The organism is Roseobacter phycocola (assembly GCF_042055075.2).
Lineage (GTDB): Bacteria > Pseudomonadota > Alphaproteobacteria > Rhodobacterales > Rhodobacteraceae > Roseobacter.
This window is the reverse complement of record NZ_CP194010.1, coordinates 2,696,911-2,717,155: the sequence shown is the minus strand read 5'-3', so window position 1 is coordinate 2,717,155 and position 20,245 is coordinate 2,696,911. Positions and strand designations below refer to the sequence as shown.

The 20,245-nt window shown below is 59.5% G+C and carries 21 protein-coding genes; 14 read left to right on the top strand and 7 right to left on the bottom strand.

Annotated features, from left to right (window positions below; genetic code table 11):
- Window positions 1-15: 15 nt before the first annotated feature.
- The 3 genes from AB4K19_RS13325 to AB4K19_RS13315 form a co-directional block, all read right to left on the bottom strand.
- Window positions 16-1,797 carry an acyl-CoA dehydrogenase C-terminal domain-containing protein gene (locus tag AB4K19_RS13325; protein ID WP_375228819.1) on the bottom strand — a complete coding sequence of 594 codons (1,782 nt, stop codon included), beginning with the start codon at window positions 1,795-1,797 and terminating at the stop codon, window positions 16-18.
- A 36-nt stretch (window positions 1,798-1,833) separates the two neighbouring features.
- Entirely contained in the window at window positions 1,834-2,235 is a 402-nt protein-coding gene (locus AB4K19_RS13320) for a MerR family transcriptional regulator (RefSeq protein ID WP_375228818.1), read from the bottom strand.
- Window positions 2,236-2,644: 409 nt separating this feature from the next.
- A complete protein-coding gene (locus tag AB4K19_RS13315) occupies window positions 2,645-3,013 on the bottom strand; it encodes a MerR family transcriptional regulator (protein ID WP_375228817.1) in 369 nt (122 codons plus the stop codon).
- 131 nt (window positions 3,014-3,144) lie between these two features.
- Between AB4K19_RS13315 and AB4K19_RS13310 the strand changes: the two genes are divergently transcribed.
- The 5 genes from AB4K19_RS13310 (at window position 3,145) to AB4K19_RS13290 (ending at window position 6,512) form a co-directional block, all read left to right on the top strand.
- Window positions 3,145-3,567 (top strand): PaaI family thioesterase, encoded by a 423-nt coding sequence (locus AB4K19_RS13310; RefSeq protein WP_375228816.1) that lies wholly within the window; start codon window positions 3,145-3,147, stop codon window positions 3,565-3,567.
- Entirely contained in the window at window positions 3,564-4,079 is a 516-nt protein-coding gene (locus AB4K19_RS13305; protein WP_375228815.1) for a PaaI family thioesterase, read from the top strand. The genes AB4K19_RS13310 and AB4K19_RS13305 overlap by 4 nt, the downstream gene beginning before the upstream one ends.
- Window positions 4,072-5,406 carry an MATE family efflux transporter gene (locus AB4K19_RS13300; protein ID WP_436397933.1) on the top strand — a complete coding sequence of 445 codons (1,335 nt, stop codon included), beginning with the start codon at window positions 4,072-4,074 and terminating at the stop codon, window positions 5,404-5,406. Before AB4K19_RS13305 ends, AB4K19_RS13300 begins: the two co-directional genes overlap by 8 nt.
- Before the next feature lie 138 nt (window positions 5,407-5,544).
- On the top strand, window positions 5,545-6,165 hold the full coding sequence (locus tag AB4K19_RS13295; RefSeq protein ID WP_375228814.1) for a DUF1194 domain-containing protein: 621 nt from the start codon (window positions 5,545-5,547) through the stop codon (window positions 6,163-6,165).
- A complete protein-coding gene (locus tag AB4K19_RS13290) occupies window positions 6,162-6,512 on the top strand; it encodes a DUF1194 domain-containing protein (RefSeq protein WP_375228813.1) in 351 nt (116 codons plus the stop codon). Before AB4K19_RS13295 ends, AB4K19_RS13290 begins: the two co-directional genes overlap by 4 nt.
- Window positions 6,513-6,517: 5 nt before the next feature.
- On the opposite strand, the gene AB4K19_RS13285 is transcribed toward AB4K19_RS13290, so the two are convergent.
- On the bottom strand, window positions 6,518-7,561 hold the full coding sequence (locus tag AB4K19_RS13285) for a quinone-dependent dihydroorotate dehydrogenase (RefSeq protein WP_375228812.1): 1,044 nt from the start codon (window positions 7,559-7,561) through the stop codon (window positions 6,518-6,520).
- Between the two features lie 25 nt (window positions 7,562-7,586).
- Window positions 7,587-7,937, bottom strand: coding sequence for a DUF952 domain-containing protein (locus AB4K19_RS13280; protein WP_375228811.1), 351 nt, complete (start codon window positions 7,935-7,937; stop codon window positions 7,587-7,589).
- A 148-nt stretch (window positions 7,938-8,085) separates the two neighbouring features.
- Here AB4K19_RS13280 and AB4K19_RS13275 point away from each other — a divergent pair, with 148 nt between their 5' ends.
- Together AB4K19_RS13275 and AB4K19_RS13270 are read left to right on the top strand one after the other, a co-directional pair.
- Complete coding sequence (locus AB4K19_RS13275; RefSeq protein ID WP_375228810.1) at window positions 8,086-9,645, top strand: bifunctional metallophosphatase/5'-nucleotidase; 1,560 nt, start codon at window positions 8,086-8,088, stop codon at window positions 9,643-9,645.
- Between the two features lie 101 nt (window positions 9,646-9,746).
- On the top strand, window positions 9,747-10,424 hold the full coding sequence (locus tag AB4K19_RS13270) for an SOS response-associated peptidase (RefSeq protein ID WP_375228809.1): 678 nt from the start codon (window positions 9,747-9,749) through the stop codon (window positions 10,422-10,424).
- Window positions 10,425-10,430: 6 nt separating this feature from the next.
- Here the strand turns inward: AB4K19_RS13270 and AB4K19_RS13265 are convergent, their stop codons facing one another.
- Window positions 10,431-10,745, bottom strand: a complete 315-nt coding sequence (locus AB4K19_RS13265; protein ID WP_436397928.1) for a cupredoxin domain-containing protein — start codon at window positions 10,743-10,745, stop codon at window positions 10,431-10,433.
- Window positions 10,746-10,934: 189 nt separating this feature from the next.
- Window positions 10,935-11,855 carry a LysR substrate-binding domain-containing protein gene (locus AB4K19_RS13260; RefSeq protein WP_375228807.1) on the bottom strand — a complete coding sequence of 307 codons (921 nt, stop codon included), beginning with the start codon at window positions 11,853-11,855 and terminating at the stop codon, window positions 10,935-10,937.
- A 110-nt stretch (window positions 11,856-11,965) separates the two neighbouring features.
- Between AB4K19_RS13260 and AB4K19_RS13255 the strand changes: the two genes are divergently transcribed.
- The 7 genes from AB4K19_RS13255 (at window position 11,966) to hisD (ending at window position 20,245) form a co-directional block, all read left to right on the top strand.
- Window positions 11,966-13,189, top strand: a complete 1,224-nt coding sequence (locus AB4K19_RS13255) for an acyl-CoA dehydrogenase (protein WP_375228806.1) — start codon at window positions 11,966-11,968, stop codon at window positions 13,187-13,189.
- A gap of 388 nt (window positions 13,190-13,577) precedes the next feature.
- A complete protein-coding gene (locus tag AB4K19_RS13250; RefSeq protein WP_375228805.1) occupies window positions 13,578-14,633 on the top strand; it encodes an ABC transporter ATP-binding protein in 1,056 nt (351 codons plus the stop codon).
- An 83-nt stretch (window positions 14,634-14,716) separates the two neighbouring features.
- Window positions 14,717-15,937, top strand: coding sequence for an ABC transporter substrate-binding protein (locus AB4K19_RS13245; protein WP_436397925.1), 1,221 nt, complete (start codon window positions 14,717-14,719; stop codon window positions 15,935-15,937).
- Window positions 15,938-16,062: 125 nt separating this feature from the next.
- Window positions 16,063-17,088 carry a carbohydrate ABC transporter permease gene (locus AB4K19_RS13240; RefSeq protein ID WP_375228803.1) on the top strand — a complete coding sequence of 342 codons (1,026 nt, stop codon included), beginning with the start codon at window positions 16,063-16,065 and terminating at the stop codon, window positions 17,086-17,088.
- The gene (locus tag AB4K19_RS13235) at window positions 17,088-18,245 is read left to right on the top strand and encodes a carbohydrate ABC transporter permease (RefSeq protein ID WP_436397921.1); all 1,158 of its coding nucleotides are present in this window, start codon (window positions 17,088-17,090) and stop codon (window positions 18,243-18,245) included. The genes AB4K19_RS13240 and AB4K19_RS13235 overlap by 1 nt, the downstream gene beginning before the upstream one ends.
- A gap of 128 nt (window positions 18,246-18,373) precedes the next feature.
- On the top strand, window positions 18,374-18,904 hold the full coding sequence (locus AB4K19_RS13230; RefSeq protein ID WP_375228801.1) for an ester cyclase: 531 nt from the start codon (window positions 18,374-18,376) through the stop codon (window positions 18,902-18,904).
- Between the two features lie 12 nt (window positions 18,905-18,916).
- Window positions 18,917-20,245, top strand: a complete 1,329-nt coding sequence (gene hisD, locus AB4K19_RS13225; protein ID WP_436397919.1) for a histidinol dehydrogenase — start codon at window positions 18,917-18,919, stop codon at window positions 20,243-20,245.

The window sequence follows — 20,245 nt, the reverse complement described above, 5'->3', positions numbered from 1 at the left end:
GGCCGCGCCCCCGCATCAGAAGTTTGCCGCATCCAGCGCCATCACCGTGTCCGCGCCGGTCTGGATACGCGACAGGTGCAGGGCAGTGCCGGGCAGCTGACGTGCCATATAGTAGCGGCCGGTGTTCAGCTTTGTCTCGTAAAACGCGACGTCGGACGCACCGGAGGCCAGGGCATCCCGTGCCGCCTTGCCCATCTTTGCCCACATCAGGCCGAGGCAGACATGCCCGAAGAGGTGCATAAAGTCATAGGAGCCCGACAGTGCGTTGTTGGGGTTTTTCATACCGTTCTGCATGAAATACATCCCTGCGGCCTGCAGGTCCTTGGACGCGGATTTAAGCGGTTCCAAGAACTGCGCGTCAAACGCCTCATCCTGGCCTGCGTTCTCTTTGATGAAGCTTTTGACCAGCTCAAAGAAGGCCATCACGTGTTTGCCACCATCCTGTGCGAGTTTGCGGCCCACCAGATCCAGCGCCTGCACGCCGTTTGCGCCTTCGTAGATCATAGCGATCCGGGCATCGCGGGTGAACTGGGACATGCCCCATTCCTCGATATAGCCGTGGCCGCCATAGACCTGCTGTGCCTTGATGGTCATGTCATAGCCCTGGTCGGTCAGGAAGCCTTTGATGACGGGGGTCAGCAGCGACACAAGGCCGTCCGCATCAGCGTCACCCGAACGGTGGGCTGCGTCGATCATCGTGGAGCCCCAGAGGATGAACGCACGTGCGGCTTCGGCAAAGCTCTTCTGATCCATCAGCGAACGGCGGATGTCCGGGTGCACGATCAGCGGATCGGCGGGACCGTCAGGATTTTTGGCGCCGGTCACGTCGCGGCCCTGCAGCCGGTCCTTGGCGTATTCCAGTGCGTTCTGATAGGCGACTTCGGCCTGGCTCAGACCCTGCATGCCCACACCGAGGCGCGCTTCGTTCATCATCGTGAACATCGCGCGCATGCCTTTGTGCTCTTCGCCGAGAAGGTACCCGGTTGCACCGTCATAGTTCATCACGCAGGTGGAGTTGCCGTGGATGCCCATCTTTTCTTCGATTTTACCCACGGCAACGCCGTTCCGCTCTCCCAGGGAACCGTCTTCGTTGACCAGGAACTTCGGCACGATGAACAGAGAGACACCTTTGATGCCCTCCGGTGCGCCGGAGATTTTAGCCAGCACCAGGTGGATGATGTTGTCGGACATGTCGTGCTCGCCAGCCGAGATAAAGATCTTCTGGCCGGTGATTTTGTAGCTGCCATCGTCCTGCGGTTCAGCCTTGGTGCGCATCAGACCGAGATCGGTCCCGCAGTGCGGTTCCGTCAGGTTCATCGTACCGGTCCAGTCGCAGGCGACCATTTTCGGCAGATATGTTTCTTTCTGCTGCTGGCTGCCGTGTGCCAGGATGGCAGAGGCCGCACCGTGGGTCAGGCCCTGGTACATCGTGAAAGCCATGTTTGCGGACGAGAACATCTCGCCCACAGCCGTGCCGATCACGCAGGGCATGTTCTGACCGCCGAATTCCTCGGGCATGTCGAGACCGGGCCAGCCGCCTTCCTTGACCTTTTCAAAGGCCGCTTTGAAACCGGTGGGCGTGCGGACCACGCCGTTCTCCAGGCGGCAGCCTTCGGTGTCGCCCACCACGTTTAGCGGCGCGAGCACTTCTGACGTCAGCTTGCCGGCTTCTTCCAGAATGGCCGACGTGAAATCGGCTTCAAGTTCGTCATAGCCGGGAATGGTCTGGCCGGTGACGTTGAGAACATTGTGCAGGATAAACTGCATGTCTTTGGTAGGTGGTGTGTAGCCGGGCATCGGTCTCTCCCTGATACGAAAACTGTCGTTTCTGTTTTATTCGGCGGCTTTGGGCGCCTTGTTCATCGAGGCCAGCATCTGCTCGCCCCATTTAAGCTGATCTCTGAGCTCGTCGATGGCCTCGTTGAGGGCGTCGCGCTGTTCGACGAGGCTGGCCAGACGACGCTGTGCAACATCAAAGGTCGCCATCATCTGCGTGCGCTGCTGATCGCCAGCGTCATAAAGGTCCAGAAGCTGGCGGATTTCCTCGAGGCTGAAGCCAAAACGCTTGCCGCGCAGGATGAGCTTCAGGCGCGCCCGGTCGCGGCGGGTGAAAAGACGTTTCTGGCTCTCGCGGACCGGGAACAGCAGCTCTTTGGATTCGTAGAACCGCAACGTGCGCGGCGTGACATCAAAGGCGTCACACATCTCGCGGATTGTCATATAGGTCTCGGACATAAGCTTCACTCTAGTGGCGTCGGATTACGCCTCAGTTAAGGATTGGGTCCTCTGCTACAACACCGGTTCACGTTTACGTAACCCGAACGTTGCGTCACTTTGGAAGCGGACTTAACGGCACCCTGATATGTGGCATGTTTTTGCCTGTGCGCCCGTCTGCCCGGGCTTGCGGTCTCTGTCCGGCATCGCCTGTGTGAAGCCTTCCGCCTGCGACATCAGCGTGGCAGGGCCATCGTTTCCGATTGATCAGCGAAGGCTGACTGACATGCGGAGGCTTCGGGTGTGACCTTGTAAAATGCTGAAAATAAATATTTTTTCAGGACATTGTGCGCGCAGCCCAGACGCAGCACCGGCTTCGGATCCTTACGGCGCAGCGCTCGATGATCTTGGCTGGTGCCAGCGCGTACCTTCAGCCCAGTGAGGCCTCGGTGTCGTCACGGAGCTTTTTGAGTTCAGACATTGCGTCTTCCAGCTGGGCCTTGTCTTCGGCAAGCTGTGTCAGCTGCCGGTCGGCCAGATCGATCCAGGCGCGCATCTGGGCCTCGTTGCCGTCGTTTTCATAGATCAGCAGCCACTGGCGGATGTCCTCAAGCTGAAAACCGAATTTCCGGCCTCTGAGGATGAGTTTCATCCGGGCCCGTTCCCGCGGGCCGTAAAACCGTGCCCGACCTTCCCGGTCAGGCTGCAGCAGCTCAATATACTCGTAATACCGCAGCGTGCGGGGTGTCACGTCGAATTCCGCGCACATCTCTTTAAATGTCAGACGATCTGATGCCATCTTTATCTCTCTCCCGCATTGAGGGTAGGACGGCTGCAACGCAAGCGCAACTCCCGCACTTGATCCTGGCGCATGTCTGCGCTGATAAAGGAGCGCGCGGGCCTGCCACGTGGCAACGGAGCACTCAGAGGATGACGTCCAAAACCAAAATCGCCAGACAATTCATCGAGGCGATTCCCCACAGCAAGGCGCTGGGCATGCAACTGACCGACCTTCAGGACGGCGTTGCCGTGATCGAAATGCCCTATGATGAAAAGCTGGTCGGCGATCCCGAAACGGGCGTGATCCATGGCGGTGCGGTGTCCGCCCTGATGGACACCTGTTGCGGCGCCGCCGTGATGGCGCACCCCGAAAATCCGGGCGGGACGGCCACGATTGATCTGCGTATTGATTACATGCGCGCGGCAAAGCCCGGGCAGCGGATCATTGCGCGCGCAACCTGCTATCATGTGACACGCACCGTCGCATTCGTGCGGGCGACAGCCACGGACGAGGACACGGAAAACCCGGTGGCTGCGGCGACCGGTGCCTTCACGGTGGAGGGCCGCAGATGAAATCCCCGCGACGTCCGCCGGAACCGGTTCAGGTTATCAAACAGCGACGCGACACAACGCTGCGCGCCCTGGTGTCCGGTGTTCCCTATATTCAGTTCCTCGGCATCCATTTTGAGCGGCGCGGCGACGAGCTGACCGGTATTCTGCCATTTGATCAGAAACTCATCGGCAACCCCATGCTGCCGGCGATCCATGGCGGGGTTACAGCCGCCTTTCTGGAAGTGACAGCCATCATCACGCTGAGCTGGACCTACCTTTGGGAGGATGTGGAATCGGGTGCGATTGACGCCAGCGGTCTTGAAGAGGAAGGGTTGCCGAGGCTGCCAAAAACAATTGATATTTCAACAGATTATCTGCGGTCAGGCCTGCCACGAGATGCCTATGCGCGTGCCCGGATTGTACGGTCTGGCCGGCGGTATGCCAGCGTGCATGTAGAGGCCTGGCAGGATAACCGGGACCGGTTGTTTGCTCAGGCGACCGGTCATTTTCTGATGCCCCAAAAGCGTGACTGACGCTGCATCTGAAGCCCGTACGGCGGTCAGTCACCGGCGGGTTCTGCGGATTGCGCTGCCCATTGTGCTGTCGAATGCGACGGTGCCGATACTGGGGGCCGTTGACGTCGGTGTGGTCGGGCAGATGGGCGAGGCGGCGCCCATCGGCGCTGTGGGGCTCGGGGCAATTATCCTGTCCACTGTCTACTGGATCTTCGGGTTTCTGCGCATGGGCACGGTCGGGCTTGTGGGGCAGGCTGAGGGGGCCGGTGATAAGGCGGAGGTGTCGGCCTGGCTGACCCGTGCACTGCTGGTTGCGGTCGCCGCGGGCATCGGGCTGATCGTGCTGCAGCCGCTGGTATTCTGGGCCGCGCTGTCGCTGGCCCCGGCGAGCCCGGAAGTTGAGGGTCTGGCCTATACCTATCTCAGCATCCGCATCTGGACGGCGCCGGTGGCAATTGCCGTCTACGCGCTGACGGGCTGGCTTGTGGCCATGGAAAAAACGGCGGGCGTTTTCTGGGTACAGCTTGTGATGAACGGTGTGAACATCCTGCTGGATCTGCTGTTTGTGCTTGTGTTCGACTGGGGTGTGGGCGGTGTGGCCATTGCAACGGTGATCGCCGAGTTTACGGGTGCCGCGCTGGCGCTCTGGTTCTGCCGGGATGCCTTCGCGCGGCCGGACTGGCGGGACTGGTCACGCATTTTTGATCGGGCCAAACTGATACGGATGGCGCTGCTGAACACTGATATCCTGCTGCGTTCGGCGATGCTGATGGTCATTTTCTCGTCATTTGTGTTTATCGGAGCGCGTTTTGGCGACGTGACGCTGGCGGCGAACGAGGTGTTGATCCAGCTGATGTATATCACCGCCTATGCGATGGACGGGTTCGCCTTTGCCGCTGAAACCCTGATCGCGCGCGCGATCGGACGTGGTGACCGCGCATTTGTGCGCCGATCGGCGATTGTGACCTCGACCTGGGGACTTGTAGTCTGTGTGAGCCTCGCGCTGGTTTTTGGCGTGACAGGCGGCTGGATTATCGACCTGATGGCCAAAGACACAGGTGTTCAGGCAACAGCGCGCGAATTCCTGCCCTATATGGTGGCCGCGCCGCTTGTCGGCTGTACAGCCTGGATGCTGGACGGCATCTTCATCGGTGCCACGCGCAGCCGCGACATGCGGAACATGATGGCGCTGAGTTTTGTCATTTACTGGGGGGCGATTTTCACCCTGTTGCCGCTGATGGGCAATCATGGCCTCTGGCTCGCGCTTCTGATCTCGTTCGTGGCCCGGGGGCTGACGCTGGGAATGCGGTATCCGGCGCTGGAACGACACGCAGGCGCCAGCTGAAAAATCCGTTTATGGGGACGTTTTCCGGACCGTGACTGCGCCGGTGCGGGCCGCAAAGCTGTTGTTAACGTCTTTTTGTCATAACCTTTGCCCAAGTAATGCCGGTGGGAGTTGGCCGTACCTGAAAGGAGACGGCAGATGTATTCGAACTGCGCATGGCGCCCGCATCTCTTTGTTGTGCTGGGCATAATCCTTACAGTCTTTGCATGGACCGCCCGGGCCGGTGACGCGGGAGCCCTGCGGTATGCCTCCGGACAGGCGGACGTGAATGATCCGACGCGTGTTGATATCGCTCTAGTTCTGGCCGTAGACGTGTCCTCTTCAATCAGCTCGCATGAACGGCGGTTTCAGCGCGAAGCCTACGCCAAAGCGCTGAGTGACCGCCGGGTCGCCGCGATGGCGCTGGGCGGTGGCGCCGGCCGCGTGGCCATTGCCTATATGGAATGGAGCGGGAAACGGTATCAGCGTGTGCACCTGCCGATCCGGGTTATGTCATCGCACGCGGATATGGTTCAGTTTGCCAATGACATCCTGAATATCGAGGATACCCCGAACGATCCGATGTACCTGCAGCCCACTGCGGTCGGGGACGCGCTGCTGGCGGCGGAAGTCGCAATGTCCGCGCTGCGTGTGTCCGCGCGGGACTATATCATCGACATTTCCGGCGATGGGGTGATCAACGATGGATTTGCTGTGCTGACGGCGCGCGATCATCTGTTGTCCATGGGGCTGACGGTGAACGGCCTGCCGATTAGGTGACGGGCGAGCCGCCGGCCTTTGAAGACCCCGCTTTCCGCCGTGTGGCCGACTTTTACGCGGATTGCGTGATTGGCGGGCCTGGCGCCTTCCACCTTGTGGCCCGGGGTTTCGGGGATGTGCGGGAAACGCTGGTCATGAAGCTCATGCTGGAAATGGCACAGCTGCCGCCAGTAGAAAAGAACCGGCTTGCTGCAGCCTGGAACAGTGGAGACATGGGACAGGTGGCCCGTATTTTGCCCGCCGTTGTGCTGCAGCTGAACCCGCAACCGCAGCCTGAACCTGAGCGCAGGGCGGATTGCGGTGAACGTCAGACCAGTGCGGACAATCCGTTCCGGGCAAGACCCTGAGGCGATTACAGCCAGTCGTCGCGACCAGTGCCTGTGGCCTCCGCAACCGATGCAAAGCCATCCTTTTCGAGCAGGGCATCGAGGTCACGGAGAATACGCCCCACGAGTGACATGCCGCCATAGACCAGGGCTGTGTAAAGCTGCACAGCCGTCGCCCCGGCCCGGATTTTGGCATATGCCTGCGCACCGCTGGACACGCCACCAACGCCAATGAGTGGAATGTCCGTGAGCGCTGAAAGCTGTGCGAGGACCCGGGTGGATTTCTCAAAGAGTGGCTGGCCGGACAGCCCGCCGGCTTGCGGTGCATGCGGGCTCTTCAGACCGTCACGGTCCAGTGTGGTATTGGTTGCGATGATGCCGTGAATGCCTGCGTTGCTGGCGACGGCAACAATGTCCTTCAGATCTGCGTCCGTCAGATCGGGCGCAATTTTGAGAAAAACGGGCGTGTTGCCGCGTACCGCCATGACCCCGTCCAGCAGCGCTGCGAGGGCTTCCGGACCCTGCAGATCGCGCAGCTTTTCCGTATTGGGCGATGACACGTTCACAGTGGCGAAATCCACATGCGCACGCATTGTGCTGAGCACGGTCGCAAAATCGCCCGCGCGGTCCGCGCTGTCTTTGTTGGCCCCGAGGTTTACACCTACCGGTACATCTGCGGCCCCTGACGCCAGCCTTTCGGCAATTCTGTGCATGCCGTCGTTGTTAAAGCCGAACCGGTTTATCGCAGCATCGTCTTCGGTCAGCCGAAAGAGACGCGGCCGCGCGTTACCGGGTTGAGGACGCGGCGTGGCGGCCCCTGTTTCGACAAAGCCGAAACCCGCGCGTGACAACGCCGGCACAGCTTCGGCGTTTTTGTCAAAACCAGCGGCAAGTCCCAGCGGATTTGCCAGTTCAATACCCGCAAGACCTGTGCGCAGACGTTCAGAGGTCACCGGGCCTGGAGCTGGCGCCAGACCGAGGTTCAGAGCCCGCAATGCCAGACCATGCGCAGTTTCTGGATCCATGCGGCGCAACAGAGGCAGCCCGGCTTTCTCCAGCAACTCCTTCATGAGCTGATACCTGCCTGACCGGTTCTCATGCGTCCCCGATCCCCAGACCGGCCGGGAAAACATGGCTGCCGTTCGCAAACGGCAATGGTTGCGCCCAGGCAACGTCCTCAAGCCGCAGCGCTTTGTAGAGGTGAGGGAACAGCTGACCGCCACGCGACGGTTCCCATTTCAGCGCTTCCCCAAGCCGGTCTGTCTCCACTCCGAGAAGCATCAGATCGTCTTCTCCGGCAAAATGTTTTGCGGCGGTTTCCGCCGCCTGGTCAGCCGTTGAAAAATGCACGTAGCCATCGGCGACATCAATCGGTGCGCCGGTGGTTTCGCCTGCTGCACGCAGCTCTGCCCATTCGGGCGCGCGGAAAATCTTGTATATGATCATGAGGTGCTCTTGCCCTGTGCCCGATGCCGGGTCAAGTGCCTGCCCTGCGCGCTTTGACGCTGCGACAGGCGGTAATTTGCAAGTCAGGCTTTGACACCCGGAAACAGCCGGGTCACCATGCCCGGGAAGTCTTCTGAGGGGAAATTTTATGAAACGATTCCTGACCGCAACTGCGGCACTCGCACTGACCTCCGGCATGGCGTCGGCAGAGTATACGCTGCACATTCTGCACACCAACGACATGCACAGCCGGATTGAGTCGATCAACAAATACGATTCAACCTGCAACGCGGACGGCGAGGCCGAAGGCAAGTGCTTTGGCGGCATCGCGCGCGTCAAGACGGCCATCGACGAGAAACGGGCGAGCCTGAGCGATGAAAACGTTGTCGTCCTTGATGCCGGTGACCCGTTCCAGGGGTCGCTCTTCTACAGCACGTATAAGGGCGCGGCCGAGGCCGAGTTTATGGAAAAGATCGGCTATGACGCGATGGCTGTGGGCAACCACGAGTTTGATGATGGCCCCGCGGGGCTGGCCGATTTCGTCGATGTCGTGTCCTTTCCGGTGATTTCCGGCAACCTCGATTTGTCCGGTGAGCCGCTGCTCGACGGAAAAGTCGGCAATCATGTTGTGCTCGAAGTGGGTGGCAAGCGTATCGGGATCGTCTCGGCGCTGGCGACCGACACGGTCGAGACATCCAGCCCGGGTGATGGCGTCGTTTTCCAGGATGAAATTGAAGCGCTGACAGCAGATGTCGCAGCCCTTGAGGCCGAAGGTGTCGATATCATTATCGCGCTGAACCATGTCGGCTACAGAAAAGACGCGGCTATTGCTGCTGCCGTCCCCGGCGTAGATGTCGTGATCGGCGGGCACAGTCATACGCTGATGTCGAATGATGACGCGGACACGCCGGCGTACCCCGAGATGGTGAATGGCACACCCGTCGCGCAGGCTTATGCCTACACCAAATACCTCGGCCACCTGACCGTGACATTTGACGACGCGGGCAATGTGACTGCGGCGTCCGGTGATCCGATGGTGCTGGATGTATCCGTTACCCCTGATGCGGGCTTCGCGGCGCGGATTGCGGAAATGGGGGCACCCATTGAAGAGCTGAAGCAGAAGGTCGTCGCACAGGCGGCTGAGGAAATCGTCGGCGCGCGTGACGTCTGCCGGGCCGAAGAATGCACAATGGGCAATCTGATCGCCGACGCGATGCTGGACCGTGTAAAAGATCAGGGCATCGAAATCGCAATCCAGAACGGCGGCGGTATCCGTGCCAGCATTGACGCCGGTGAGGTGACGATGGGCGAAGTTCTGACAGTTCTGCCGTTCCAGAACACGCTCAGCACGTTCCAGGTTGACGGTGCGACGATCGTTGCCGCGCTCGAGAATGGTGTGAGCCAGATCGAGGATGGTGCCGGCCGCTTCCCTCAGGTCGCAGGCATGAGCTATGCCTTTGACATTTCCAAACCTGCCGGCAGCCGCGTGAGTGATGTTATGGTCGGTGGCGCGCCGATCGATCCCGGCAAGCTTTATGGTGTGGTGTCGAACAACTACGTCCGCAATGGCGGCGACGGGTACAAAATGTTCCGTGACGCGCAGAATGCCTATGACTTCGGGCCGGACCTTGCGGATGTAACGGCTGATTTCATCCAGGCGAACGCTCCCTACACGCCGTACACAGACGGTCGGATTACTGCTAAGTAAATTCAGACTATTCGGAAAAAATGATGCGCCCGCGGCACCGCGGGCGCATTTTTTTTGGCCCGCTTATGGTGCCGGAATGAGCCTGTGATTACTGTGACGGAATGTGTGGACGTTTTGCCGTAACGCTGCCGCAGGATGCGATGGCGCAGCTTTTCAGTGCGCAGCCGGACAATGATCTGCCGGATGTGCCCAACTACAACGTATGTCCAACCACCGGGATCCACGTGGTTGTCGGCGGCGCGGACGCACCGCGGCGGCTGGTGACGATGCGCTGGGGTTTTCTGCCGCACTGGTACAAAAAACCGTCAGGCGGGCCGCTTCTCATCAATGCCAGGTCCGAGACGATAGCGGAAAAGCCGGCTTTTCGCGATGCGGCGCGGCACAGACGGGCACTTATTGTGGCAGATGGATTTTATGAATGGACAAAGACCCCGGAAGGCGCGCGGGATCCCTGGTTTATCCGCCCTTCGACAGGGGACCCTATGGTCATGGCCGCTGTCTGGCAGGACTGGAACGGTCCGGACGGAGAGACGCTGCGCACCTGCGCGATTGTCACAACGGCGGCGACCGGCCGTATGGCTGAAATTCATCACCGGATGCCTGTCCTCCTGAAGCCTGAGGATTACGGGCTCTGGCTGGGCGAGGAGGGCCACGGTGCCGCGGTTCTGATGAAGGCCGCGCCGGACGATGATCTTGTCCAGTACCGTGTTGACCGCGTGGTTAATTCAAACCGGGCGTCCGGCCCTGAGCTTATTGAACCATGGGAGCCAGGCGACTGACGGCGTTCAGTTCCCGTTGTTTTCGTCGCCCGCACGCAGCAGGCCGCCGGAAAAACGACCTGTGCTGTCCTGGAATCCGCCGGCCATTTCCCCGGACACTGACATGATCAGTTCCTGACCTTCGCCGATTTCCAGCGTTTCCCATAGACCATCCTGATGCCGGACACTGTGAGTGCTGCCGCTGACATTGACAAAGCGGACGGTATCTCCTTCGCGCACCTCGGTCACATCCGGGAAATAGGATGTGGCAAGGATGAATATAACGTGCTCTCGCGCTTCCTGCGCGGCAATGCTGAATGGGGCCAGTCCGAGAAAGAACATGGTAACAAACGAAACAGAACAAACTCGCAAAACAACTTCCTCAGACCGGCCCCACCCAATCAGCAGATGAAGATTGAGATAAATTTGAATTGAGACTGAAATGGGCCGCAGCAATGTCCCGGTAGCGGCATTTGGGCTGCGCACAGAGTGTTTCCGATGCGGCTACAATGTTATAAATAAAGTGTTTTTCTAGCTATGAGGGAAGGAGGTCCCGACAGGGGTGGCGGTTTCGACCTGACCTGCCAGCCATGACCGGAATGCTGCAAGCGCCGGTTCTTCGGCACGGTCTGATGGCCAGACCAGATAGTAACTGCCAATGCTTTCCGTCGTGCGCTCAGAGGCCAGGGTCAGCTGTCCGCCGTCCAGATAGGGCTGCGCAAAGAACGTTGGCAGAAGCGCCACGCCCAAGCCATGAATGGCTGCCTGCGCCATGGTTGAGAACTGATCAAACATCATGCCCGGGGCTGGTTCGGCTTCGACGCCAACGGCGCGGAACCATCTGGCCCAGCCGCGTGGCCGGGTATCAAGGTGCAGCAGATCACAGGTCAGAAGAGCGGCCGGGTCGGGCACGGTGCCACCGAAGAGGTCCGGCGCACAGACGGGCACAACCATCTCAGGCATGAGCGGCAGGAAGTCCGCACCGGGCCAGTCCTCGCGCCCGAAATGGATTGCAGCATCAAAGGTGCTTGTGCGGAAATCGAATGGCGCCAGTCTGGTTGCGAGATTTACGGTGACTTCCGGATGCAGTTTCGCGAAGTCCTGCAAACGTGGTGCCAGCCAGTGCATTCCGAATGCCGGCAGGATCGACAGATTGAGCGCGCCGCCGGCACTGTCTGTCCGCGCCGCGACGGAAGCCCGTGCAAGGTTCATCAGAACGTTGCGCACTTCGGTGACATATGCGGTGCCGGCAGGCGTTAGCGTCAGGCCGCGACCTTTGCGGATCAGCAGAGAAACCTCCAGCTGTTCTTCCAGCGTGCGCAGCTGACGGCTGACTGCGCTTTGCGTCAGTGAAAGTTCTGCGGCTGCCAGGGTGGCGCTGCCAAGCCGCGCAACCGCTTCAAAACACAGCAGGGCGGAGACGGACGGCAGAAAACGGCGGGGCGCAATCATATGACTTTTTCTCATATCTGAGGAAACAAAGCTTCGTTAGTCATTCCGCGCGGCATTTGCAATAATGCTGCCGAACCACACATTTGTTCCGTCATCTGAAAGGGAAAGTCATGAATGCTGAAGCGCCTGTCCTGAAAGCCAAGGATGCTCCCGATCTGGGGTCCTTTGACTGGTCTGACCCGTTCCGGCTGTCTGACCAGCTCAGTGAGGATGAGCGCATGATCCGCGACAGTGCCGCCGCCTACGCGCAGGAAAAACTGCAGCCACGGGTCGTGGAAGCTTTTGCGGACGAAACGGTGGAGCCGGGTATCTTCCGCGAAATGGGTGATATGGGGCTGCTGGGGGTGACCTGTCCGGAGGAATATGGCGGCCTCGGCGGCTCCTATGTTTCCTACGGGCTTGTGGCGCGGGAAGTGGAACGCGTGGACTCCGGATACCGCTCGATGATGTCGGTGCAGTCCAGCCTCGTTATCTATCCGATTTACGCATACGGGTCGGAGGCCCAGCGGAAAAAATATCTGCCGAAACTCTGCGCTGGCGAGTGGATCGGCTGTTTCGGCCTGACAGAGCCGGATGCTGGTTCTGACCCTGCGGGTATGAAGACGCGTGCGGAAAAAACCGCAAACGGATATCGCCTGACAGGTTCCAAGATGTGGATTTCAAATGCCCCGATCGCCGATGTGTTTGTGATCTGGGCCAAGTCAGAAGAGCATGGTGGCCGTATACGTGGCTTCATCCTTGAAAAGGGGATGGATGGCCTGAGTGCGCCAAAGGTTGGCAACAAGCTGTCGCTCCGCACGTCGGTGACCGGAGAAGTCGTCATGGACGGCGTCGAGGTTGGCGAGGATGCGCTGCTGCCGAATGTGCAGGGGCTGAAGGGCCCGTTCGGATGTCTGAACCGGGCGCGATATGGTATCAGCTGGGGCTCGATGGGGGCGGCAGAATTCTGCTGGCATGCCGCACGTCAGTACGGTCTGGATCGCCATCAGTTCGGCAAGCCGCTTGCCGGCACACAGCTGTTCCAGAAAAAGCTGGCAGACATGATGACAGAGATTTCGCTCGGTCTTCAGGCCTCATTGCAGGTGGGTCGTCTGCTGGATGCAGCCAACGCCGCGCCGGAAATGATCAGCATCGTCAAGCGGAACAACTGCGGCAAAGCGCTGGAGATTGCACGTCAGTCCCGCGACATGCACGGCGGGAACGGCATCTCCGGTGAGTTCCAGGTGATACGGCACATGATGAACCTGGAAACGGTGAATACCTATGAGGGCACGCACGATGTTCATGCGCTGATCCTGGGTCGTGCGCAGACCGGTATCCAGGCGTTCTTCTGACGCGGGCCACAGCCGCATGATTCGCGCGCATCCTGCCAGTCAGGGTGCGCGTTATTCGTTCCAGCACCTGTGATTTGCATCGATGCTCCGGCGTATAACCGCCCTCAGGACCGGGTCGTCATTTTTTGGTCTGTCAGATGACCATGCATGCAAAAAGTACCATTTGTTCAGGGCCCCTGAGCACACGAAACGCCAGATTTTCCTGACCCTCTGATCTTTTTCATCAATCTGACGCGGGCGGTACCCGTACTGGTTGCAGATCGGGCGTTCCGCGACCCTCAGGCAGGAATTTTGCACACGTTTGCAAAAAATCCTTGCCAAGTGTTAACCGTGCTGACTAGCGTTAAGCAACGCCCGGATTGTGCGGGCTGTGTCAGTGGGGGGCACCATGGCCGAAATTCAACTGCGCAATGTAAACAAACGCTGGGGCAACTTTGTCGGGGTCGACAATTTCGACCTGACAATTGCTGATCAGGAATTTCTGGTGCTGCTGGGGCCGTCAGGCTGCGGAAAAACCACGACGATGCGTATGATTGCGGGCCTTGAGGATGCAACCGATGGCGAGATTGTCATCGATGGGCGCGTCGTCAATGACCTGGACCCCAAAGACCGCGACGTGGCCATGGTTTTCCAGTCCTATGGCCTCTACCCGAACATGAATGTCTATGAGAATATCCGCTTCCCCCTGAAGGTGCGCAAAGTGCCGGATGGCGAGCACGATGAGCGTGTGCGCCGCGCGTCTGCGATGGTTGAGCTGGACGATTTCCTGCACCGCAAACCGGCCGAGCTGTCCGGCGGTCAGCGTCAGCGTGTGGCACTGGCCCGCGCGATTGTACGCGAGCCGAACGTCTTTCTTATGGACGAGCCGCTTTCAAACCTTGATGCCAAGCTCCGTGTGTCGACACGCGCCCAGATCAAAAACCTCAGTCACGAGCTGAAGGTCACAACCGTTTATGTGACGCACGACCAGATCGAAGCCATGACGCTGGCCGATCGTGTCGTCGTCATGAAACAGGGCAAGGTCCAGCAGGTCGGTACTCCGACCGAAATTTACGACAATCCGGCGAACACATTTGTTGCCAGCTTTATCGGCAGCCCGGCCATGAACCTGATGGATGGCGAGATCTCGGGCGGGACCTTTACCGGCGTTAATGTCGAGATCAGCGGTCTGTCAGCGCCGGATGGCCCCGTGACGCTGGGCTTCCGGGCAGAGGACGCCACGCTGGCCGAGACCGGAACCGGTCAGATCAACGCGCCGGTCTACACAATTGAGCTGCTGGGGGATGCGACGATGCTGACCGTTCGCGCGGGAGGGCAGCTTGTATCCGTTAAAGCACACAAGGAATTCCGGGCAGAGATCGGGGACATGATTTCCTTCTCCGTGCCGGTCGCCATCTGTCACCTGTTCGACAGGGACAGCGGGATGCGGATCGGCGCGTCCTGACAGGATCACGTCCCCGGCAGGGGGCCAAAAAAGGGTGCAGCCTTGCAAGATGCACCCGCGTAAACGCAACAGGGAGTTTGCATATGTTTTTGAAAAGAATTGCACTGGCGGGCGCGGTCTCGCTCATGGGGAGCGCTGCATTCGCAGCCTGCTCATATGAAAATGACGTGCCGCTCAAGTCGCTGTCCGCTGGCTTTGAAGCGTGGAAAGCTGTCACGGACGCGATGTCAGAGTGCGGTAACTTCCAGGCGGAACTCGACCAGGAGTTCCGCAAGAAGCAACCGGCCGCCTTTGAGGCGAACCCGTCCCTTTATCAGATCGGTGGTGTGTCTAACGGCACCATTACGCCGCTGCTCAATGCCGGCACGATCCGTCCGCTGGACGATCTGGTTGAGAAATACGGCCAGAACCTCAGCCCCAACCAGCTGATCCGCATCAACGGCCAGATCATGGCTGTGGCGATGATGGTGAACACGCAGCACCTGATGTACCGCTCAGACATCCTGGCGGATCTGGGCATCGCGACCCCGACCACATGGGATGAGGTTTACGCGGCGGCTGCAAAAATCAAGGAAGCGGGCGTTGTGGATTACCCACTGGGCGCCACGATGAAGTCCGGCTGGAATCTGGCGCAGGAATTCGTCAACATGTACCCCGGCCACGGCGGTACCTTCTTTAATGACGACAACACAACTGCGGTGAATTCGGACGCCGGTCTTGCGGCACTTGCGACAATGAAGCAGGCCCTGGACTACACCGATCCGGAAGTACTGGTCAGCGATTCCACATATGTTCAGCAGCAGTTCCAGCAGGGTAAAATTGCTATGGCGAACCTCTGGGCGAGCCGCGCGGGTGCGATGAACGATGAAGCTGAAAGCGAAGTCGTGGGCAAGGTTGCAATGGCCGCAGCACCCAAGGCAACCGCGGACGGTGCACCGGCTACCACGCTTTGGTGGGACGGTATCGTGATCGCCAAAAACATCTCTGATGAAGAAGCCGATGCGGCATTCCGTCTGGCGATGGAAGGTCTCGACAAAGAGATGGTGACAGGTGCAAACGACGCGGCAATCTGGCTGGTCAATGGCTATCAGCCGACGGACATCGCCAAGGGTGCCATCGAAACGGCGACCGCAAACCCGGCACCGCCAGCATATCCTTCCACCACGCAGATGGGTCTGCTGCACACAGCGCTGGGCAATGAGCTGCCCTCTTTCCTGACTGGCGAGCGTGACGCAGCGGCTACACTTGTCGCAATCGAAGAAGCCTACACCACGTCAGCAAAAGAAGCCGGCGTGCTGAAGTAACAAAGATCGCTGGCCGGATACGTCCGGCCAGCGCCCCACCGGGGATTTTGCAAAGCCGCATCCGGCGCTGTTTTGCAAAACCATCCGGACGCATTGCAAACCAACCCGGCGCAGGGAGTAAACCCATGAAGTTCAAGACATTTGCAGCCTTTGTTGGCCCGTCGGTCTTCATGATGCTCCTGTTCATTGCCGCACCGCTGGTGAGCGTCTTTATCCAGAGTTTTCAGGTCACGCAGCCGATCCTGGAACAGGTTGAGGTGGAAACCTGTACGCCGGGCTTCCTGACACAGACCTGTACAACGGAAATCAAGTCGGTGCCGGTTCTGGATGAGAACGGCAAGACCATCACAGAGACCGAATGGGTGGGTTTGCAAAGCTACCAGAACGTTCTGCAGATGGACAAATTCTGGGAGGCCGTGGGCAACGGCAGCTGGAATGACATCATGCAGATCGATTTCTGGAAAGCGCTGCGTTTCACGCTGACCTTTACGCTCCTGACCCTGCCGCTGGTTGTCGGGGTGGGGCTTGCTGTGGCTCTGGCGGTGAACAACGCGACACGATCCATCCGCGGGCCGGTGATCTTTGTGTCGCTGCTGCCGTTTATTATCACACCGGTGATCGGGTCCCTTTCCATTTACTGGCTGTTTGTCGGAGACGGCATTCTCACGGCCATGCTGGAGCGCTGGACCGGGACAAACATCTCTATGTTCGCCCAGGCCTGGACGATTGAGATGCTGATGTATTTCTATCAGGTCTGGCACGTCGCGCCTTTTGCTTTCGTAATCTTCTACGCGGGGCTGCAGACCGTGAACATGGACACGCTTGAATCTGCGGTGATCGACGGGGCCAGCCGGTGGGAACGTTTGCGCCATGTGATCATCCCGCACCTGATGCCGCTGATCATTTTCATCGCGCTGATCCACCTGATGGACACGTACCGTGCTTTTGAGGTGATTGTCGGGTTCCGCAGCCAGGCCCATGTGATCTCGCTGCAGTGGCTGACTTACGACTTCATGACCCCGGATGACGCAGGCAACCGGGCGATCTCGCGGGCCTCGGCATCCGCGATGCTGACAATGATCGGGATTGTCGTCCTGCTGATCCTGCCGCTGCGCCGCACATGGCGCGACCACAAAGGGAGCGCTCACTGATGTCTACCCCCAAAGCCATGCAGCAGTCGTTTGCACTGCGTCTGTCGTCCGGTGCGTTCCTGGCGTTCTGGTGTCTGCTTGCGGCCTTCCCGATCTTCTGGATCGCGGTGATGAGCTTCAAATCGCCTGTGGACGCATTCGCGGACAGCCCGTGGGACGTGATCACAGGCCCGGCAACGCGCGCCGCGGGCAACGGTCTGTCAGTCATCGACGTCGTGCTCGGGCTGGTCGTGCTTTATTTCTCAATCCGCTGGGCCTTTACCCGGCTGCCCGGACTGGTGCGCCAGTTCTGCCCACCGGCTTATATCGCGCTGGGCTGGGTTTTCGGGGCGGTGCTTTATGCCGTTGCTTTCGTTCTGGTATTCTTTGGCATTATGCCGCTGCTTCTGGGTCCCTTGAACAGCCTGCTTGGGCCTTTGGGTGCGCCGGTTCTGGGTCTCACGACTGAGCACTATGTTGCTGTCTGGGCCGAGAATGAATTCTACCGGAACTTCCTGAACTCGATGCTGGTTACCGCAGGCGTTGTGACCATTTCACTGACGGTGGGCACTCTTGCGGGCTATGGCCTCGCGCGCTCCGGGTCTGACCTGGCGTTCTGGCTGCTGATCCTGGCGCTTGTTTTCCGCGCGCTGCCGCACTCGGTGCTCGTTGCCGGTTACCTGCCGGTTTTCATCAATTCCTCGGAAATTCTGCGACCCATTTTGGGAGAGGGGGCGCCCACGCTTTACGGGCAGCCGTGGGCCGTCATTGCCGTGCTCGTGGCGATCAACCAGCCTTTCACGATCTGGATGCTGCGCAGCTTCTTCCAGAACATCCCGGCTGAACTGGACGAGGCCGCGCGTGTCGATGGCTGCAGCCATTTTCAGGCGTTCCGCCGCGTGATCATGCCGGTGATGTGGCCGGGGGTGATCACAACGGGCCTCTTCAGCTTCCTTCTGGGCTACAACGACTTCCTCGTGACGTCGCTGCTGCTTGACGCGCAGAACCAGACGATGGTTCCAGCCATCGCGGGCTATTTCAACCGCGAAACCACAACGACCGACCAGGTCGAGGCTGTGGCGGCTGCGGTGTCCATCACAGCACCTCTCTTCCTGCTGGTTATGGTGTTCCAGCGCCAGATCGTGAGCGGTCTGACAGCAGGGGCGGTTAAGGGCTGATGAGCAGGAACGCCAGATCAGGGCTGATGCAGCGCCACCCGGCGCTGAACCGGATGCCCCGGGATTTCATCAACGTGGCGCGCGCCTGATCCACGCGTTTCCACAATGATGAAGAAAGGAGGGTCCGGATGAAGGGCTCCAGACCAGAACAGGCCGTGCTGAGCAAAGACACGGACATGAGCAAAACAGACGAGACCCGCGCCGTGATCGAAGGCATGGTGGATGGGCTCAATGATCACCGCATTGATGATATCGGTGCCTTTTTCGCGGAAAGCTTCCGCTGGATGGGCAACCAGGGCTGCGGGACAAAAAACGGCCTGCGCGAGTTTCAGGACAACTGGCAGCGTCCGTTTCAGGCAGCATTCTCGGACAAGGTCTGTGTCGATGAGGCGCGGCTTTATATGGGCGAATGGGCGGCAGCCTTCGGGCGGCAGGAAGCAACCCATTCCGGCACGTTCATGGGGGTGGCACCAACCGGCAGGCGGGTCGAGATCCGGTATATGGATTTCTGGAAAGTTGAGGAGGGAAAGATCACCGATAACTGGGTGATGGTGGATTTCCCGCATGTGCTGGCCCAGCTGGGTCATGATGTTTTTGGTGGCGAAGGCTGGGAAGCCTTTGATCGCGGCGAAAAGACAGCGCCGCGCCCCGATCAGTGAGGAGCAAGAAAAATGGCGATTGAGTACCTGAAACGCGGAAAATCCGATGCCGAACGGGCGGATGATGACGCGAAAACACGCGCCGCGGTGGAAAGCACGCTCGCAGATATTGAGGCGCGCGGTGATGTGGCTGTGCGCGAGCTGAGCGAGAAGTTTGACAAATACTCGCCCTCTTCGTTTCGCCTGAGCCAGGCGGAGATCGACGCGCTGATTGCGCAGCTCAGCCCGCAGGAACTGCATGATATCGAATTCGCTCAGGCGCAGGTCCGTAATTTTGCCCAGGCGCAGCGGGACAGCATGCTCGACATCGAGGTCGAAACGATGCCCGGCGTTATTCTGGGTCACAAGAATATCCCGGTGCAGTCCGTTGGCTGCTACGTGCCGGGCGGCAAATTTCCGATGGTGGCTTCAGCGCATATGTCGGTGGCCACGGCCAGCGTTGCGGGTGTTCCTCGGATCATCGCCTGTACACCGCCTTTCAAGGGGAAGCCCAACCCGGCTGTGATCGCCGCAATGCACCTGGGCGGCGCGCATGAGATTTACGTAATGGGGGGCATTCAGGCAGTTGGCGCCATGGCGATCGGCACCGAGACGATTGAACCGGTGCACATGCTGGTTGGGCCGGGCAATGCCTTTGTGGCCGAAGCCAAGCGTCAACTCTTTGGCCGTGTCGGCATCGACCTTTTCGCCGGTCCGACAGAGACGATGGTCATCGCTGATGAAACTGTAGACGCAGAGATGTGTGCAACGGACCTGCTGGGGCAGGCGGAGCACGGGTATAACTCACCCGCGGTGCTGCTGACCAATTCGCGCAAACTGGCCGATGAAACGCTCGCAGAGATCGAACGCATTCTGACCATCCTGCCAACGGCAGACACCGCGCGCGTGAGCTGGGAGGAATACGGCGAGGTGATCCTCTGCGACACCTGGGACGAGATGCTGCAGGTCGCGGATGATGTCGCCTCCGAGCACGTCCAGGTGATGACCGAACGCGACGACTGGTTCCTCGAGAACATGACCTGCTATGGTGCGCTGTTCCTTGGCCCGCGCACGAACGTGGCCAATGGCGACAAGGTGATCGGCACAAACCACACTCTGCCCACCAAAAAGGCCGGGCGTTATACCGGAGGTCTGTGGGTCGGAAAGTTCCTGAAAACCCACAGCTATCAGAAAGTGACCACGGATGAGGCCGCAGCAGAGATCGGGGCCTATGGCTCGCGCCTTTGCATGCTCGAAGGGTTTGTTGGTCATGCTGAACAGTGCAATCTGCGGGTCCGGCGCTATGGCGGTCAGAACGTTCCCTATGGCGAAGGTGCACCTGCAAAGGAAGCGGCGGAGTAG

Coding starts and splice junctions, on each gene's coding strand:
- AB4K19_RS13315 (WP_375228817.1), bottom strand. CDS start 3,013: ATGGCATCAGATCGTCTGACATTTAAAGAGATGTGCGCGGAATTCGAC.
- AB4K19_RS13305 (WP_375228815.1), top strand. CDS start 3,564: ATGAAATCCCCGCGACGTCCGCCGGAACCGGTTCAGGTTATCAAACAG.
- AB4K19_RS13285 (WP_375228812.1), bottom strand. CDS start 7,561: ATGAAGGAGTTGCTGGAGAAAGCCGGGCTGCCTCTGTTGCGCCGCATG.
- AB4K19_RS13235 (WP_436397921.1), top strand. CDS start 17,088: ATGTCTACCCCCAAAGCCATGCAGCAGTCGTTTGCACTGCGTCTGTCG.
- AB4K19_RS13250 (WP_375228805.1), top strand. CDS start 13,578: ATGGCCGAAATTCAACTGCGCAATGTAAACAAACGCTGGGGCAACTTT.
- AB4K19_RS13265 (WP_436397928.1), bottom strand. CDS start 10,745: ATGTTCTTTCTCGGACTGGCCCCATTCAGCATTGCCGCGCAGGAAGCG.
- AB4K19_RS13275 (WP_375228810.1), top strand. CDS start 8,086: ATGAAACGATTCCTGACCGCAACTGCGGCACTCGCACTGACCTCCGGC.
- hisD (WP_436397919.1), top strand. CDS start 18,917: ATGGCGATTGAGTACCTGAAACGCGGAAAATCCGATGCCGAACGGGCG.
- AB4K19_RS13310 (WP_375228816.1), top strand. CDS start 3,145: ATGACGTCCAAAACCAAAATCGCCAGACAATTCATCGAGGCGATTCCC.
- AB4K19_RS13255 (WP_375228806.1), top strand. CDS start 11,966: ATGAATGCTGAAGCGCCTGTCCTGAAAGCCAAGGATGCTCCCGATCTG.
- AB4K19_RS13240 (WP_375228803.1), top strand. CDS start 16,063: ATGAAGTTCAAGACATTTGCAGCCTTTGTTGGCCCGTCGGTCTTCATG.
- AB4K19_RS13295 (WP_375228814.1), top strand. CDS start 5,545: ATGTATTCGAACTGCGCATGGCGCCCGCATCTCTTTGTTGTGCTGGGC.
- AB4K19_RS13325 (WP_375228819.1), bottom strand. CDS start 1,797: ATGCCCGGCTACACACCACCTACCAAAGACATGCAGTTTATCCTGCAC.
- AB4K19_RS13230 (WP_375228801.1), top strand. CDS start 18,374: ATGAAGGGCTCCAGACCAGAACAGGCCGTGCTGAGCAAAGACACGGAC.
- AB4K19_RS13320 (WP_375228818.1), bottom strand. CDS start 2,235: ATGTCCGAGACCTATATGACAATCCGCGAGATGTGTGACGCCTTTGAT.
- AB4K19_RS13280 (WP_375228811.1), bottom strand. CDS start 7,937: ATGATCATATACAAGATTTTCCGCGCGCCCGAATGGGCAGAGCTGCGT.
- AB4K19_RS13270 (WP_375228809.1), top strand. CDS start 9,747: ATGTGTGGACGTTTTGCCGTAACGCTGCCGCAGGATGCGATGGCGCAG.
- AB4K19_RS13260 (WP_375228807.1), bottom strand. CDS start 11,855: ATGATTGCGCCCCGCCGTTTTCTGCCGTCCGTCTCCGCCCTGCTGTGT.
- AB4K19_RS13245 (WP_436397925.1), top strand. CDS start 14,717: ATGTTTTTGAAAAGAATTGCACTGGCGGGCGCGGTCTCGCTCATGGGG.